Annotated in this window: 8 protein-coding genes, 1 tRNA gene and 1 other RNA gene; 7 read left to right on the forward strand and 3 right to left on the reverse strand. The window is 66.5% G+C overall.

The genetic code is table 11. The features are described 5' to 3' along the window. Positions 1-19: 19 nt before the first annotated feature. The 3 genes from CR918_RS02790 to CR918_RS02800 are packed head-to-tail and all read left to right on the forward strand — an operon-like array spanning position 20 to position 1,922. On the forward strand, positions 20-769 hold the full coding sequence (locus CR918_RS02790; RefSeq protein ID WP_033830466.1) for a 3-deoxy-D-manno-octulosonic acid kinase: 750 nt from the start codon (positions 20-22) through the stop codon (positions 767-769). Next, positions 769-1,536, forward strand: a complete 768-nt coding sequence (locus CR918_RS02795; RefSeq protein WP_099841987.1) for an MBL fold metallo-hydrolase — start codon at positions 769-771, stop codon at positions 1,534-1,536. Before CR918_RS02790 ends, CR918_RS02795 begins: the two co-directional genes overlap by 1 nt. Continuing rightward, complete coding sequence (locus CR918_RS02800) at positions 1,533-1,922, forward strand: nuclear transport factor 2 family protein (RefSeq protein ID WP_099841988.1); 390 nt, start codon at positions 1,533-1,535, stop codon at positions 1,920-1,922. Before CR918_RS02795 ends, CR918_RS02800 begins: the two co-directional genes overlap by 4 nt. Positions 1,923-1,998: 76 nt before the next feature. Here CR918_RS02800 and ffs read toward each other — a convergent pair. Further along, an RNA gene (gene ffs, locus CR918_RS02805) (signal recognition particle sRNA small type) lies at positions 1,999-2,095 on the reverse strand. Between the two features lie 299 nt (positions 2,096-2,394). On the opposite strand from ffs, the gene CR918_RS02810 reads away from it, so the two are divergent. Beyond that, complete coding sequence (locus CR918_RS02810) at positions 2,395-2,712, forward strand: DMT family transporter (RefSeq protein WP_032977375.1); 318 nt, start codon at positions 2,395-2,397, stop codon at positions 2,710-2,712. Positions 2,713-3,079: 367 nt separating this feature from the next. Then, positions 3,080-12,343, forward strand: a complete 9,264-nt coding sequence (locus CR918_RS02815; RefSeq protein WP_099841989.1) for an autotransporter-associated beta strand repeat-containing protein — start codon at positions 3,080-3,082, stop codon at positions 12,341-12,343. Positions 12,344-12,398: 55 nt separating this feature from the next. On the opposite strand, the gene CR918_RS02820 is transcribed toward CR918_RS02815, so the two are convergent. Beyond that, complete coding sequence (locus tag CR918_RS02820) at positions 12,399-12,842, reverse strand: GNAT family N-acetyltransferase (protein WP_059063229.1); 444 nt, start codon at positions 12,840-12,842, stop codon at positions 12,399-12,401. A gap of 123 nt (positions 12,843-12,965) precedes the next feature. On the opposite strand from CR918_RS02820, the gene CR918_RS02825 reads away from it, so the two are divergent. Next, positions 12,966-13,760, forward strand: a complete 795-nt coding sequence (locus tag CR918_RS02825) for an isocitrate lyase/PEP mutase family protein (protein WP_207759516.1) — start codon at positions 12,966-12,968, stop codon at positions 13,758-13,760. Positions 13,761-14,267: 507 nt separating this feature from the next. Here the strand turns inward: CR918_RS02825 and CR918_RS02830 are convergent. Continuing rightward, positions 14,268-14,360 (reverse strand) — tRNA-Ser (locus CR918_RS02830). 122 nt (positions 14,361-14,482) lie between these two features. On the opposite strand from CR918_RS02830, the gene dnaX reads away from it, so the two are divergent. Further along, positions 14,483-16,579: a DNA polymerase III subunit gamma/tau gene (gene dnaX, locus CR918_RS02835; RefSeq protein WP_099841991.1), complete on the forward strand. Its 2,097-nt coding sequence runs from the start codon at positions 14,483-14,485 to the stop codon at positions 16,577-16,579. The last annotated feature ends 3 nt before the right edge of the window (positions 16,580-16,582 follow it).

Consider the following 16,582-nt stretch of genomic DNA (forward strand, 5'->3'; position numbering starts at 1 on the left):
TGTTGTTAGACTCAAAGGAATGGTCGCATTCGACGCCAATGAAGCGCTGACGCCATGCCGCGAGGGTCGCGGCATCGGGGCCATTCTGTTCGACCGCGAGCGGCTGCGGCAAGCCGACATCGGTCTGTTCTCGCCACAGCACTGGGCCGGCAAGGCCCGGCCGGTGGGTGAGGGCGGCCGTGGCAGCGCCTGGTTCGTGGATGCGCCGTTCGGCGCCAGCGTACTGCGGCACTACCTGCGCGGGGGGCTGGCGGCCCGGATCAGCCACGACCAGTACATCTGGCGGGGGGCGGACCGGACCCGCAGCTTTGCCGAATTCCGGCTGATGCGCGCGTTGCGCGAGAAGAAGCTGCCGGTGCCCAGGCCGATTGCCGCCTTCTACATGCGTGAAGGCCTGCGCTACCGCGCCGCGATCCTGATGGAACGGATCGAAGGGGTGCGCTCGCTGGCCGACCGCGCACTGGTGGCCGGGCGCGGGGCACCGTGGGAGGAAACCGGGCGGATGATCGCGCGCTTCCACCGTGCCGGGCTGGACCATGCCGATCTCAATGCGCACAACATCCTGTTCGATGGCAACGGGCATGGCTGGCTGATCGACTTCGATCGCGGGGTGATCCGCATCCCGGCCACGGCCTGGCGCGAGCGCAATCTCAAGCGCCTGCTGCGCTCGCTGGTCAAGCTGCGCGGTGAGCGCAGCGTGGAAGACGTGGAAAAAGACTACGCGCGCCTGCGTCGCGCCTATGACATGGCCTGGAACCGGGGCACCTGATGGACTGGTCGTTGCGTTTCCTCGGCGTCGGCAATGCGTCGGCGGTCGAGCTGGGTTCGCCGATGTCGGTGATCGAGCGCGATGGCCGGCCGTGGCTGACCATCGACTGCGGCGGCGAAGGCCTGACTGTCTTCAAGGCCCATTACGGGCATATGCCGCAGGCGCTGTTCGTTACCCATGTGCACCTGGATCACGTGGCCGGTTTCGAACGGCTGTTCGTGGATACCTTCTTCAGCGCGCAGCGGCGCGGCAAGGTGCGCCTGTACGTGCCGGCCACGGTGGTGCCGCTGCTGCACAAGCGCATCGGCGATTACCCGAACGTGCTGGCCGAGGGCGGCGCCAACTTCTGGGATGCCTTCCAGCTGATCGTGGTGGGCGATGCGTTCTGGCACGAGGGTGTGCGGCTGGAGGTGTTCCCCGTGCGGCACCACTGGCCGGAGACGGCCTATGGCCTGCGCCTGCAGGGCGCCCTGACCTGGAGCGGCGACACCAGGCCGATTCCGGAAATGCTGGCGCGCTATGCCAGTGACAACGAACTGATCGCCCACGACTGCGGGTTGCACGGCAATCCTTCGCATACCGGGGTAGATGATCTGGAGCGCGAGTACAGCGCCGAGCTGCAGGCACGGATGATGCTGTACCACTACGCCAGCGTGGCCGATGGCCAGGCCCTGGCCGCGCGCGGGCACCGGGTGGCACAGCCGGGCCAGTGCGTTGTGCTGGCCGCGCCGACCGCCCCGCACGTGCTGGCGCAGGATCCGCCGTGAGCAGCGCTGGCGCCGCCGCTTCACCGGCGCTGGCCGCCGAACTGGAGGGGTTGGAACGCGCACTGCATTGCCCGCAGGTGCGCGCAGACCATGAGCGTCTGGCGGCATTGCTGGATGAGGATTTCAATGAGATCGGCAGCTCCGGCCAGTGCTACGGCCGTGAAGCCGCGCTGGAAGAGATCCCGCTGGAGCGTGCGCAGGTGGTGATCGAGTCGGACCAGTACGCCGTGTGGATGCTGGCAGAGGGCTTGGCCCAGGTGCGTTACCGCAGTCGCTATCACGTCGATGACCAACCGCAGCGGTGGGTGCTGCGCAGCTCGCTGTGGCGTCAGCATTCAACGGGCTGGCGGATGGTGTTCCATCAGGGTACGCCGGAGGCGCGGTAGCGCCGGGGCATGCCCGGCGAAGGCCGCCAACCAAGGCTGGCATCTACCGGAGCGGGGCTTCGCCGAAAAGGCGGTGGCCCCGCCGGCTGACCTCGGCGCCCGCGTCGATCGATACCGTTGCTGCCTTCCGGCCCTGGCGGAGTTTTCGACCTAGCGTCGCGAGGGGCCGACGGGGCCACCATAGAGACGTTGGCCGCCCGGAGGCGGCCGATTCACGGATCAGGGGAAGCAGCGCGTTGTGCGCCGGAGACCACAGCCGGACTGCACATCGGCTTACCGATGGCAGACGCGCATTCTAGCGCAGGCAGGTGCGTTGATGCCAGCTTCATGCACTGAATCCGATGTAACCCTGTGCTCCCAGCATCGGTCGGTGGCTGCCGCCGTTGCTAGAATCCGGTCCCAGGAGGAACGACCTCCCCCACATCGGGATTCAATGACCAGGACGGCCTGGCCCTACCAAAGGAGGGCTGTCATGGCCTGGATCTATCTGTTGTTTGCCGGCCTGCTGGAAATCGTCTGGGCCGTGTCGATGAAGCAGTCTGAAGGCTTCACCAAACTCACCCCCACCGTCATCACCATCGTCGGCATGATCGCCAGCTTCTGGCTGCTGGCCGTCGCCATGCGCAGCCTGCCGCTGGGCACCGCCTATACGATCTGGACCGGTATCGGCGCGGTCGGTGCCTTCGTGGTCGGCATCGTGTTCCTGGGCGAGCAGGTCAGCCCGATGCGGATTGGCGCGGCGGTACTGATCGTCGCCGGCCTGGTGCTGATGAAACTCTCCAGCAGCTGAGGCCGGTTACGAATGCGGCGGGAATATGGATATTCCCGTTCTTCAGAAACAAGAGAATATGCATTTTCGGCAAAGTCGTGACGACTGCCGTGATTATTTGACGGCCATCATGAAAATAACGTGCCGGATTCACGTGGTGCTGGCGGTGACGGCCGCACAGTGCGCCCATTCGTCAAGCGAAACCGGGGAGTTTTCGCGCTGACGGACAGGCAGGCGCGCGCAGTTCCTGCAGCGCTTGCACGTGAAAGTGTGACTGTTTTTCAAGGTTGATACCGAAGGTCTTGTTCCCGGGTGGAGCAGGGCAGGACGACATCACCTCCAAAAAACCTGCCTGCTGTGCCACCGGTCATTTCATGGAGATTTACCGATGAACCGCATTTACCGTCTGGTTTTCAACCGTGCCCTGGGTGTGATGCAGGTGGCCTCGGAAATCACCGAGAATCCGACGGGAGGCGGTAAATCGGCAGGACGACACCTGCCGGGCCTGAAGGCGCATCGGCTGGCGCTGGCATTGACCGCTACATTGGCCAGTGGGTCGGCGTTTGCAGCCTGCACCACGGCCGGTGCGGTGATTACCTGCGATGGCGCGACGGACCAGAACAATCTTTCCAGTACCGCCAATGGCGTGACCCTGAACATCGCCACCGGCGCGGTGCTGAGCGTGCCGCCGGTGCTGGGGGGCACTGCGGTGACGCTGTCCGGCAACGGCATCACGGTGAACAACCAGGGCACGATCGATCCCACCATCAACGGCGGCTTGAGCCTTGCGGCGGCAGGCATGGTGCTGGGCAACAACACTGCCGGTGGCAATACCATCAACGTCAACAACCAGGCGGGCGGCAGCATCAAGGGCCTGGTCAACATCGGTTCGATTCTTGGGTTTGGTGGACAGGCACTGGTCACGCAGAACGCTGCCGGTGGTGTCACCAACATCACCAATGACGGCACCGTGGACATGTCCATCCTCGGGGCGGGGCTGTTCACCACTGCCGACGCCGCTGCCATCGTCAGCTACGGCGGTGCGCAGACCAACCTCACCAACAGCGGCAGCATCACCGGCCGCATAGGTCTGGGCGGATCAACAGCGGGCAACCATGTGATCAACGCCGGCAGCATCACCGGCAGCGTGCACCTGGGCAACTCCACGACGACGGGAAACACGTTCACCGCCGTGTCCGGTTCAAGCGTCAACCGCGGCGTGCTGGCAACGGGCATTGCGGGCGTTTTGGGCACCGTAGGCGTGAATCTGGCCGCTGCCGGCATTGTCGATGGCGGTACCGGTGCCAGTGATCGCCTGCTGCTTCAGAACAGCGCTTCGGGGCCGGGCGCGGGTACCGGCGGGACGGTGACCAACCTCGTTTGGGGCAATTACACTGGATTCGAGAACCTGACCGTCAACAGTGGTACCTGGAATCTGCAAGGTGCCTGGACCGGAACCAGTGCCACGATCAACGATGGCTTGGTCAACTTCAACAACGCGGCGTCATTCGGTACCGGTATCTTCAACGTCAACGGCGGCGCCATCGCGGCATCGGCGGGCGGGCTCACGCTTGCAAATTCCTTTGCGCTCAACACTGGCAGACTGACGTTGGGCGGCACCAACCCCTTCAGCTTGAGTGGTGTGCTGTCCGGTGCTGGCGGCCTGACCGTGACCAACACCGGTGTGGTCACGCTGGGCGGCGCGAACCTGTTCGGTGGTGGCGTCAACCTCAATGCTGGCGGCTTGCTGCTGGGCAACGCAGGTGCGCTGGGCAGCGGCAACCTGACGGTAGGTGGTGCCGCGTCGCTGGATACCAGCGGGGCCTTCAATCTCGCCAACAACATCGTCGTCAACGGTGGTGGCAGTCTGAATCTGGTCGGCACCAATGCGTTGACGTTGAACGGTGCGCTGTCCGGTGCAGGCAATCTGGTGAAGAACGGCGCCGGCACGCTCACCCTGGGCGGTGCAAACACGCTTACCGGCAATGTCTCGATCGCGGGCGGCGCGTTGGCGCTCGGTGCAGGCGGCAGCCTGTCACCGACCGCTGCGATCTCGCTCACGGCAGGCACGTCGCTGGACCTCACTGCCGCAGCCAACCAGACCGTCGGCTCGCTGTCCGGGCTTGGTGGAACGGTCAGCCTGGGCACTCGCACACTTACTCTAGGCGGTCTCGGCAATACCTCCTTCGCCGGCAACTTCACTGGCACTACCGGTGGCCTGGTCAAGGTCGGTACCGGAGTGCAGACACTGTCCGGCAGCAACAGCTTGACCGGTGGTTTTGCCCTGAATGGCGGCGGCCTGCTGCTCGGCAACAACGGTGCATTGGGAACGGGTGTGCTGAGCGTGGGCGGCGAGGTCACGCTGGATGGCACCACCGCAGCGCTCACCCTGGCCAACGACATCACGCTCGGTGCCGGCGGTTCGCTCGCGCTGCAGGGCGGCCAGCCCGTGGTGTTGAACGGGGTGATCTCCGGCGTCGGCAACATTGGCAAGAACGGCGCATCTCTGCTCACGTTGAACGGCACCAACACGTTCAGTGGCGGCCTCGTCGTCAACGGTGGCGGCCTGTTGCTGGGCAACAGCAGTGCGCTCGGTACCGGCCTGCTGGACATCAACAACGCTGCGACGCTGGATACCTCTTCAGCCCTGACCCTGGGCAATGACGTGATCATCGGCGCGGCAGGTTCGTTGAACGTGCTGGGTGGCAACGCGCTGACACTGGGCGGTGCGATTTCCGGTGGTGGCGGCCTGATAAAGAGCGGGGCTTCGACACTGACGCTCAACGGCGCCAATACCTTCACCGGTGGTTTGAACGTTGCTGCCGGCACGGTGGCGCTGGGCAGTGGTGGCAGCCTCGCCGCGACCGGCGCGGTCAGCCTGTCGGGGGTAGGGGCGGCGCTGGATCTTTCCCTGGGTGGTAGCCAGACCATCGGTGCACTGTCCGGCGTGGCAGGTTCCACCGTGGCATTGGGCGGCAATACGCTCACCTTTGGTAGTGCGGCCGACCAGGTCTTCGCCGGTGTGATCAGTGGCGTCGGCGGAGGCCTGGTAAAGAACGGAAGTGGCGTACAGACGTTGACCGGCGCAAACACCTTCACCGGCGGCGTCGCGCTCAATGCTGGCGGTCTGCTGCTGGGCAACAGCGGTGCACTGGGCACCGGCGCGCTCAGCGTCAACGGTGCCGCGACGTTGGACGGCAGCTCTGCGCTGACCCTGGGCAACGCGGTCAACCTCGGTGCCGCGCTGACCCTGGGCGGCAGCAACAACATCACCCTGACCGGCGACATCTCCGGCGTCGGCAGCCTGACCAAGAACGGCGCCTCGCTGTTGACCTTGAACGGCACCAATGGCTTCAGCGGTGGCCTCAACCTCAATGCCGGCAGCGTGCTGCTGGGCAGCAGTGCGGCGGCCGGCACCGGCGCGCTGAACATCGGCGGCAACGTGTCGCTGGACGCGGCGGTTGCGCTGAACCTGAGCAACAACGTGGCCTTGGGTACTGGTGCGATTCTTACGCTCCCCGGCAGCCAGAACATCACGCTGGGCGGCGTGGTGTCCGGTGACGGTGGCCTGACGAAGAGCGGCGCCACGGTGTTGACGCTCAACGGTGCCAATACCTTCGGTGGCGGCCTGAACCTGGCGGGCGGCGGCCTGTTGCTGGGCAACAGTGGAGCGCTGGGAACCGGTGCGCTGAACGTTGCTGCGAACGCCAGCCTGGATAACAGCATTGCGCTTGACCTGACCAATGCGGTCAACCTTGGCGCCGGCTCGGCACTGACGCTGATCGGCAGTAACGCACTCACGCTCGATGGCGTGATTTCCGGCACCGGCAGTCTGGTCAAGAACGGCGCTGGTACGTTGACCCTCGGCAACGCCAACGGCTTCAGTGGCGGCCTGGCGTTGAATGGCGGCAACCTGCAGTTGGGCAACGCCGGCGCTCTGGGAACGGGTGCGCTCAACGTCGGCGGCAATGCAACGCTGGATACTGCCGCCGCCTATACCGTGGGCAACGCGATCAACCTGGCCTCGGGCACGACGCTTGCCCTGCAGGGCAGCAATGCGCTGACGCTCGGCGGTGTGGTGTCCGGCAATGGTGCACTGGTCAAGAACGGTGCAGCCACACTGACGCTGGCCAATGCGAACACCTACGTCGGCAGCACCACGATCAATGCCGGAACCCTGGCGCTTGGCGCAGGCGGCAGCCTGGCTGTCGGGGGGGACGTCACCCTCGGCGGCGCTGGCGCGGGCTTTGATATATCGGCGGCAACCGGCAACCAGACCATCGGCGCGCTGAATGGCGTGGTCGGTTCGACGGTCGCGCTGGGAGGAAACTCGCTGACCTTTGGTACGGCAGCCGATGCGGTGTTCGATGGCGTGATCAGCGGAGGCGGTGGCCTGGTCAAGGTGGGCGCGGGCCTGCAGACGCTGTCCGCTGCCAACACCTTCGGCGGCGGCGTCAGCCTCAATGCCGGTGGCCTGCTGCTCGGCAATGATGCGGCACTGGGCAGTGGTGCGCTGACCGTGGGTGGCGCGGCCACCCTCGACACCAGCCTGGCGGCAACACTGGTCAACAACATCGCCCTCAATGCCGGCCTGACCGTGCTGGGCAGCAACGCGCTGACGCTCAACGGGGTGATCTCCGGCACCGGCAGCCTGACCAAGAATGGTGCTGCCACGCTGACCTTGAACGGCGTGAACACCTATACCGGCGGCACCAACGTCAACGCCGGCACGCTGGCCCTGGGAGCAGGTGCAAGCCTTGCCGCCAGCGGCATCGTCAACCTGGCAACCGGCGCTACGCTGGATCTCTCTGCGGGCAACGGTGCCCAGACCTTCGGCACCCTGACCGGTAGTGGCACGGTCAACCTGGGCGCAAACTCGATCACTGTCGGCGGACCGACCAACGGTGTCTTCAGCGGATCCATCGCCGGCACCGGCGGCCTGATCAAGGAGGGGACCGGTACTGAAACGCTGACCGGTACCAACACCTTCACCGGTGGCACCCTGATCAATGCGGGAACGCTGGCGATCGGTGCCGGTGGCAGCCTGGCGGCAACCGGTGCAGTCACGCTTTCCGCGCCGGGCACCGGCTTCGACATCTCCGCTGCTGGCAACCAGACCATCGGCGCGCTCAACGGCGTCGATGGCAGCACCGTGGCGCTGGGTGGAAATACGCTGACCTTCGGCGGCGTTGGCAACGGGACCTTCGATGGCGTGATCGGTGGGACCGGCGGGCTGGTCAAGAACGGTACGGGCATCCAGACGTTGGGCGGCGCCAACGTCTTCGGTGGCGGGGTGGCACTCAACGGTGGCGGCCTGGTGGTGGGCAACAATGCCGCGCTGGGTACCGGCGCGCTGACCGTGGGCGCCAACGCATCGCTGGACAGCAGCATCGCTGCGAACCTCGGCAACGACATCGGCCTGCTGGCCGGTGCCACGCTCAACCTGCTTGGCAGCAATGCATTGACGCTGGGCGGGGCGGTCACCGGCGATGGTGGCCTGATCAAGAACGGCGCGGCGACGGTCACCCTGACCGGCAGCAACACCTTCACCGGCGGCACGGTCATCAACAGCGGCACGCTGGCGATCGGGGCGGGCGGCAGCCTGTCGCCGACCGGCGCGGTGAACCTGGCCGGTACCGGCACCTTCGACATCTCCGCCGGCGGCAACCAGAGCGTCGGTTCGCTGGCGGGCGTGGCCGGCAGCACGGTGTCGTTGGGGGGCAACAGCCTGACGCTGGGAGGTACCACCGACGCGACCTTCAACGGAGCCCTGACCGGCAGCGGTGGGCTGGTCAAGAATGGCAGCGGCGTGCAGACCCTCAACGGTGCCAGCACGTTTGGAGGCGGCGTCACCCTCAATGCGGGTGGCCTGGTGGTGGGCAACAACGCTGCGCTGGGAACCGGCACGTTGACGGTGGGGGGCGCTTCCACGCTTGATTCCAGCGGTGCGGTGACCTTGGCCAACAACATGGTGCTCAACGCCGGCCTGACCGTGCTTGGCAGCAACGATCTCACCCTCAACGGCAATCTGTCGGGGGCCGGCAGCTTGACCAAGGACGGCGTTGCTACCCTCACGTTGAACGGCACCAACACCTATACCGGCGGCACCTACATCAACGCGGGCACGCTCGCGCTCGGTGCCGGTGCCAGCCTCAGCGCAGGCGGTATCGTCAATCTGGCCACGGGTGCCACCTTCGATCTTTCGGCCGGCAGCGGCACGCAGGTATTCGGCACGCTGATCGGCAATGGCACGGTCAACCTCGGCGCGAACACGTTGACCATCGGCGATGCCACCAATGGTGTGTTCAGTGGTTCGATCGGCGGCACCGGTGGACTGATCAAGGAGGGCACCGGTACCGAAACATTGACCGGCACCAACACCTTCACGGGCGGCACCACCATCAACGCCGGCACGCTGGCGATCGGCGCCGGTGGCAGCCTGGCCGCTACCGGCGCAGTGAACCTGGCCAACGCCGGTACCGGTTTTGACATCTCCAGCGGTGGCAACCAGGCCATCGGTACATTGTCCGGCGTCGCCGGCAGCACGATCAGCCTTGGCGGCAACACACTGACCACCAACGCAGCGGGCAACAGCACCTTTGCCGGGGACATCAGTGGCGCCGGTGGCCTGGTCAAGAACGGTGCCGGCGTGCTCGGCCTCACCGGCAACAACACCTTCGGTGGCGGAGTGGCGCTCAATGCCGGTGGTCTGTCGCTGGGCAGCAGTGGTGCCCTGGGCACCGGCACGCTGACCGTAGGCGGTGACGCCACGCTGGACGGCAGTGTGCCGCTGACCCTGGCCAACAACGTGCAGCTGGCAAGCGGCACGTTGACCCTGCTGGGGGGCACGCCGCTGACGCTGGACGGTGACATCGCCGGCAGTGGCAGCCTGCTCAAGGATGGTGCGGCGACGGTGACCCTGGGCGGTGCCAGCAGCTACACCGGCACCACGACGATCAACAGCGGCACCCTGGCGGTCGCCGCCGGTGGCAGCCTGTCCTCGGCCAGCACGGTGAACCTGGCCGGCGCCGGAACGCTGGACATCAGTGCGGCCGGCAACCAGGCCATTGGTGGCCTGGCCGGTGTTGCCAGCGGCAACGTGGTGCTCGGCGGTTCCACCCTGACCACCGGCGGCAGCAATGCCAGCACCACCTTCGGTGGCACCATCGGTGGCAGCGGTGGCCTGGTGCAGACCGGCACCGGCACGTTGACCCTGACCGGCAACAACACCTACACCGGTGGCACCACCATCAACGGTGGCAGCACCTTGCAGATCGGCAATGGCGGCGCGACCGGTGCGATCGTCGGCGACGTGACCAACAACGGCGCACTGGTGGTCAACCTGTCGGGCAACACGACGCTCGGTGGCACCGTCAGCGGCAGCGGTGGCCTGACCCAGGCCGGCAGCGGCACGCTGACGCTGACCGGCAACAATACCTATACCGGCGGCACCACCATCAATACCGGTGGCACCCTGCAGGTGGGCAATGGTGGTGCAACGGGGTCGATCATCGGCGACGTCGGCAACAACGGCAGCCTGGTGTTCAACGTGGGTGGCAACACTACGCTCGCGGGCGTGGTCAGCGGCAGCGGCGGTCTGACCCAGGCCGGTGCCGGTACGCTGACCCTGACCGGCAACAACACCTACACCGGCGGTACCACCATCAACACCGGCGGTACGTTGCAGGTGGGCAATGGTGGCGCCACGGGTGCGATCACCGGCAACGTCAGCAACAACGGCAGCCTGGTGTTCAACGTCGGCGGCAATACCACGCTTGGTGGCGTGGTCAGTGGCAGCGGCGGGTTGACCCAGGCCGGCAGCGGCACGCTGGTCCTTACCGGCAACAACACCTATACCGGTGGCACCACGATCAACACCGGCGGTACCGTGCAGATCGGCAACGGCGGCGCCAGCGGCGCGGTCACCGGCAACATCACCAACAACGGTGGCCTGGTGGTCAACACCGGAAGCACCACCACGCTGGGTGGCAGCATCAGTGGCGCGGGCAGCATCGTGCAGGCCGGCCCTGGCCTGCTCAACCTGGGCGGCAACAGTGGCGGATTCACCGGTACCGGTCAGGTCACCGGTGGTGGCCTGAATGTCACCGGCACCGTCGGTGGCCAATGGACCATCGGCAGCGGCACCACGTTGTCGGGTACCGGCACCATCGGCGGCAGCGCTGGCGGCGTCACCGTGAGCAGCGGCGGTGTGCTGTCGCCGGGCAACGGCCCGGGCAATGGCAGCAGTGGCGGCAACGGTACGGGCGCGATCACCGTGGGCGGCAACCTGACCCTGGCACCGGGCAGCACGCTGTCGGTCGACCTGGGCGCTACCGGCAGTGACGTGGTGCAGGTGGGCGGCAGCGCGAACATCGGTGGTGCATCGGTGGTGGTCAATGCCATCGACCCGAACACCAGCTACCAGCAGGGCCAGCAGTACACGATCATCAACGCAGGCGGCGGCGTCAGCGGGCAGTTCGTGCCCCCCACCACCACCTCGGCGTTCCTCTCACTGAGCCCGGTCTACACAGCGAATGCCGCGCAGCTGAAGATCGATGTGAAGCAGACAGCGGCCTTCGTCACGGCTGCGCAGACCCGCAACCAGCTGGGCGTGGCATCGGCGCTGGACAGCCTGCCGCAGACCGGCGCGGCGCTGGGCCTGTACAACACGCTGCTGGCCTACGACACCGCCACCGCGCGCAACGCGTTCAACCAGCTCTCCGGTGAAGTGCATGCAGCCAGCCGTGCAGTGCTGCTGTACGACAACTACCTGGAAGAGGGCATCCGCCAGCGTCTTGGCAGCGAGCTGCCGACGGTGCGTGGCGAGCGTGCTTCGGCATGGCTGGCGGGTAGCGGCAAGGTGTTCAAGCAGGACGGCGATGGCAACGGTGACGAGATCCGTGCCAACCGCAATGCACTGATGGCCGGCGTCGATTGGAAGCTCGGCGAGCATGTGGTGCTGGGGGCGGCGGCGGGCAGCGAGCGGCTGGATACGCGGCTGTACGATCGCCAGTCGCGTGCACGCCTGCGTGGCAACACCTATGGACTGTATGCGCAGGGCGAGTGGAACAACGGACTTGCGGTCGGTGGCAGTGTGTCGCGCGGCGATTACCGCACGCGCACCACGCGTGAAGTGCCGCTGCTGGCACAGACGCTGCACAGCCGCCAGGATTCGGATGTCACCATCGCCCAGATCGAAGGCAGCTGGACCTGGACCCATGGCAGGGCGCAACTGCAACCGTATGTGCAGTTCACCAAGCACTGGGTGGACAGCGATCGCGCGGTGGAGCAGGGCGGCAGCGCGGCGCTGGTACTGGAGGGTGGCAAGGACACGCTCAATGTCAGCACCGTCGGCGTACGCGGCCGCTGGGATGTGGGCAGCGGCGAGCGCTATCCGGCACAGCTGACGGTCGGGCTGGGCTGGCAGCATGCGTCCGGTGACACCGACGTGGCCAGCCGGCAGAGCTTCGCCGTCGGTGGCACGGCGTTCGATGCCTACAGTGCCGTGATGGCGCGCAACGCACTGGTCAGCCAGGTCGGTGTGGCCGTCGGCCTGGGACGCAGCAGCCAGCTGTCGCTGTTCGTGCAGGGCCAGCATGGCGACGGTCGCAACGATATCGGTGGCCAGTTGAACCTGCGCGTCGGGTTCTGAGCCAGCGCGTGTCTTCGACGGATCCACGCCATGCGTGGATCCGTCGAGAGCCGGGTTACAGCACGCGCTGCATCTCCACGGCGTCGATTCCGGCGCCGTGGCCATCGGCTACCACGCGTACCACCTGGAAGCCGAGGCCGGCATAGAAACCCTGCGTGTGCTGGCTGGTGCTGAGCGTAATGCGCTGGACCGATGGGTCTGCTTCAGCCTGATGCAAGCGGGCCACTGCCAGTGCGCGTCCCAGCCCCTGTCTGTGGCGACTTCGTTCGACCATGCCCCAGCACAAGCTGGCGCTGCCATCGCCGCAGTGCCAGAGGCCGCCGCAGGCCACCACCTGGCCCTCGACCTCGATCACCTGGAAGGCGCGTGGCACGGCGTGTTCGTGCAGGAAGCGCTCGAAGTCACCCCGCTCTGCCGGTGCGAAGTAGGTGGGCACGTTGCTGTCGAAGATCGACAGGCAGGCGGTGACGTCGGTGCAGCGGTAGGGGCGGGGTGTCATGAATGACTGTCATCGTGGTGGCGGGCACATTGTGCGCGAGGTCCGGACCATTGATGTCCGGATATGGCGAGCCCGGAAACCGGTCCGGACGCAGACTGCGGGTCCCCGTCATCAGGAGGTTCCATGTCCAACGTTCACCAGAACTTCGTTCAACTCCATCAACGCGCTGGTCTTTATGTGCTGCCCAACGTATGGGATGCCGGTGGCGCCCGCCTGGTCCAGCAGCTGGGAGCTGTCGCGGTGGGAACATCGAGTGCTGCCATGGCGTGGTCCTGCGGCTATGCCGATGGCGGTGCGCTGCCGGATACCGCGCTGCTGCAGCGGGTTTCAGAAATTGTTGGTGTGACCTCGCTGCCGGTCACGGTCGATATCGAGGACGGTTACAGCGATGTCCCCGATGCGGTCGCTGAGCGGGTGCTGCGCCTGGTGGAGGCGGGTGCGGTAGGGATCAACATCGAAGACGGTGCCGGCAGCCCTGCGGCGCTGGTGGGCAAGATCACCGCCATCCGTTCGGCGCTGGGCGGCCGATCGCTGTTCATCAATGCGCGCACCGATGTGTATCTGCGCGGCCTGGCCGAAGGGGACGAGGCGGTGGGGATGAGCATCGATCGGCTGCAGGCCTATGCACGTGCCGGTGCCGACGGCGGCTTCGTGCCCGGGCTTCGCGCGCTGGACGAGGCTGCTGCGGTTGCCGGCGGCGTGTCGCTGCCTCTCAACCTGATGTGGCTGCCAGGGATGGCGCCGTTTGCTGCGCTGTCTCAGGCCGGCGTGCGGCGGCTGAGCGCGGGCCCGGCCTTGTTCATGCATGCATGGGCGGCGATGGCTGCGGCAACCACGGATTTTCTCGGCGGTGTGATGACGATGCCCGAGGGCGCACCAGGCTATGCGGCCTTGAACCAGCTGTTCAGCGACAGGTGAGGGCGCCAAGGCGGGGCGCGCCGACAGGCTCGACCAAGGGCGGGTAGTCGATGCGACCGGGCCGAGGCATCCACGCATGGCGTGGATCTGCTGCCGTATCTGCAGGAACAAGCCCCTCTGTTGAGGGGCTGCCCCGACAGCGGCGGGGAGAGGCCGGCGAAGGGAGGGGCCCGACCGTTGCGCAGCAACGTTTGGGGGCGAAGCGTGCGGAACGCGCGTCGCGTCCCCAGCCAGATGAATAAAAAAGGTCTGCTGTCCGGCTCTACCCCTGCGGGCCGTCAAAGCCGGGCGGGCGCGCATCCACGCATGGCGTGGATCTACTGCCGTATCTGGGGGAACAAGCCCCTCTGTTGAGGGGCTGCCCCGACAGGGGCGGGGAGAGGCAGGCGAAGGGAGGGGCCCGAACGTTGCGCAGCAACGTTTGGGGCGAAGCGCGCGCAGCGCACTTCGCGTCCCCAGCCAGATAAATAAAAAAGGCCGCCCGAAGGGCAGCCTTTTTTATTTATCTGGCGGAGAGAGGGGGATTCGAACCCCCGAAGCGCGGTTTAGACGCTTACACACTTTCCAGGCGTGCTCCTTCAACCACTCGGACACCTCTCCGGATCCCTGCCATCGGCAAACGCCTCAGCAGGGGCGCAGATTCTAGCGGGCGCAGCGGCAGGACACAAGCACTGGTTTGCAGGGCGAGAGGGCTGGACAGGCGTGGCACAATGGAACATCCGATGGAAGACGGTGGCCTGATGTCCTATCTCGTCCTTGCCCGCAAGTGGCGTCCGAAGCGTTTTGCCGAGCTGGTGGGCCAGGAACACGTGGTCCGTGCGCTCAGCAATGCGCTCGACAGCGGCCGGGTCCACCATGCGTTCCTGTTCACCGGTACCCGCGGCGTGGGCAAGACCACGATCGCGCGCATCTTCGCCAAGTCGCTGAACTGCGAGCAGGGCACCAGTGCCGATCCCTGCGGCCAGTGTGCGGCCTGCCTGGACATCGACGCCGGTCGCTACATCGACCTGCTGGAAATCGATGCCGCGTCCAACACAGGCGTGGACGATGTGCGCGAAGTGATCGAGAACGCCCAGTACATGCCCTCGCGTGGCAAGTACAAGGTGTACCTGATCGACGAAGTGCACATGCTGTCCAAGGCTGCGTTCAATGCGCTGCTGAAGACGCTGGAAGAGCCGCCGGAGCATGTGAAGTTCCTGCTGGCCACCACCGACCCGCAGAAGCTGCCGGTCACCGTGCTCAGCCGCTGCCTGCAGTTCAACCTCAAGCGCCTGGATGAAGATCAGATCCAGGGGCAGATGACCCGCATCCTCGCCGCCGAGGAGATCGAGTCGGACCCGACCGCCATCGTGCAGCTGGCCAAGGCTGCCGACGGCAGCCTGCGTGACGGCCTGTCGCTGCTCGACCAGGCCATTGCCTATGCCGGCGGTGCGCTGCGTGAGGACGTGGTGCGCACCATGCTGGGCACGGTCGACCGCACCCAGGTGGCCGCCATGCTCGATGCCCTGGCCGAGGGCGATGGCCCGCGCCTGCTGCAGGTGGTGGCAGCACTGGCCGAGTTCTCGCCGGACTGGAGCGGGGTGCTCGATGCGCTGGCCGAGGGCCTGCACCGCATCCAGGTGCAGCAACTGGTGCCGGGCGCGTCCGCCGCTGCCGAGGGATTGGATGCCAGCGTGTTTGCTGAACGCCTGCGCCCGGAAGTGGTCCAGCTCTGGTATCAGATGGCCCTGAATGGTCGTCGCGATCTGCCATTGGCGCCGAGCCCGCGCGCCGGCTTTGAAATGGCCGTGCTGCGCATGCTGGCGTTCCGCCCTGCGGCTGCCGTGCCGTCGGTGCCGCGTACTCCGGAATCCTCCGGTGGCAGCGCACCGACCGGTACGGGCCAGACCGGGGGCGGCCTTGCTGGCAGCCACGAAGGAGCTGCACCGGCCGCTGCTGCGGCACCAGAAGCCGCAGCGGCCACCCAGGCAATTGCGGTACCCGTGTCGGCGGAGGCAACCGCGCAGACGCCGAACCCGGCGCCACAGCGCGAACCCGAGCCGGAGCCCGAGCCGTCCCCGGAACCAGATCCGACCCCGGAACCTGAACCGGCTCCGATCGAGGAACCCGGATCCCCGCTGCCGATGAAGGCGCAGTTGGCTCCCGAGGCGGCCACGCCCAAGGCACCTGCCGAGGCAGATGACCTGCCGCCGTGGGCGACCGACGCGGCTGGCGCGCGCGATGAAGCGATGGCGGCCGAGATGGCAACGCCCGACGCGGCGATGGTCGCGCCGTGGCACGAGCCGCCGGCGCCGGCTTCACCGCCGGTTGCAGAGGCTGTTGCCGCGCCGGAGCGTTCGTTCCGTGCCGAGGGTATCGACATCGCCCCGGCACCGGTTGCGGCAAAGGAAAAAGCTTCGCCGGCAGGCAGCGTCAGTGACCTGGCCTGTGCCGAGGACTGGCTCGACCTGATCGCCAACAGTGGCCTCAGCGGTCCGTCGCGACAGCTTGCGGCCAATGCGGCCTTCATCAGTTGCCAGCATGGGGTCTTGAAACTGGGCCTTTCGCCCGGATTTGAATACCTGCGCTCCGAGCGCGCGCTGGCAGCGTTGGGCGAGGTGCTGGAAAAGTCCCTTGGCCACGCGCTGAAGATCGTGGTCGAAACCGTGGAAACCGAGCAGGTCCCGGCCGAGACCCTGCACCAGCGCGCCGACCGCCAGCGTGGCGAGCGGCAGCAGGCTGCCGAGGCCATTTTCATGGACGACCCGGAAGTCCAGCTGCTGATCCAGCAGCACGGCGCCCGGGTTGTTTCCGATTCCATCCGTTCTTTTGACGAGTAAGAC

This window comes from Stenotrophomonas indicatrix (genome assembly GCF_002750975.1).
GTDB lineage: Bacteria > Pseudomonadota > Gammaproteobacteria > Xanthomonadales > Xanthomonadaceae > Stenotrophomonas > Stenotrophomonas indicatrix.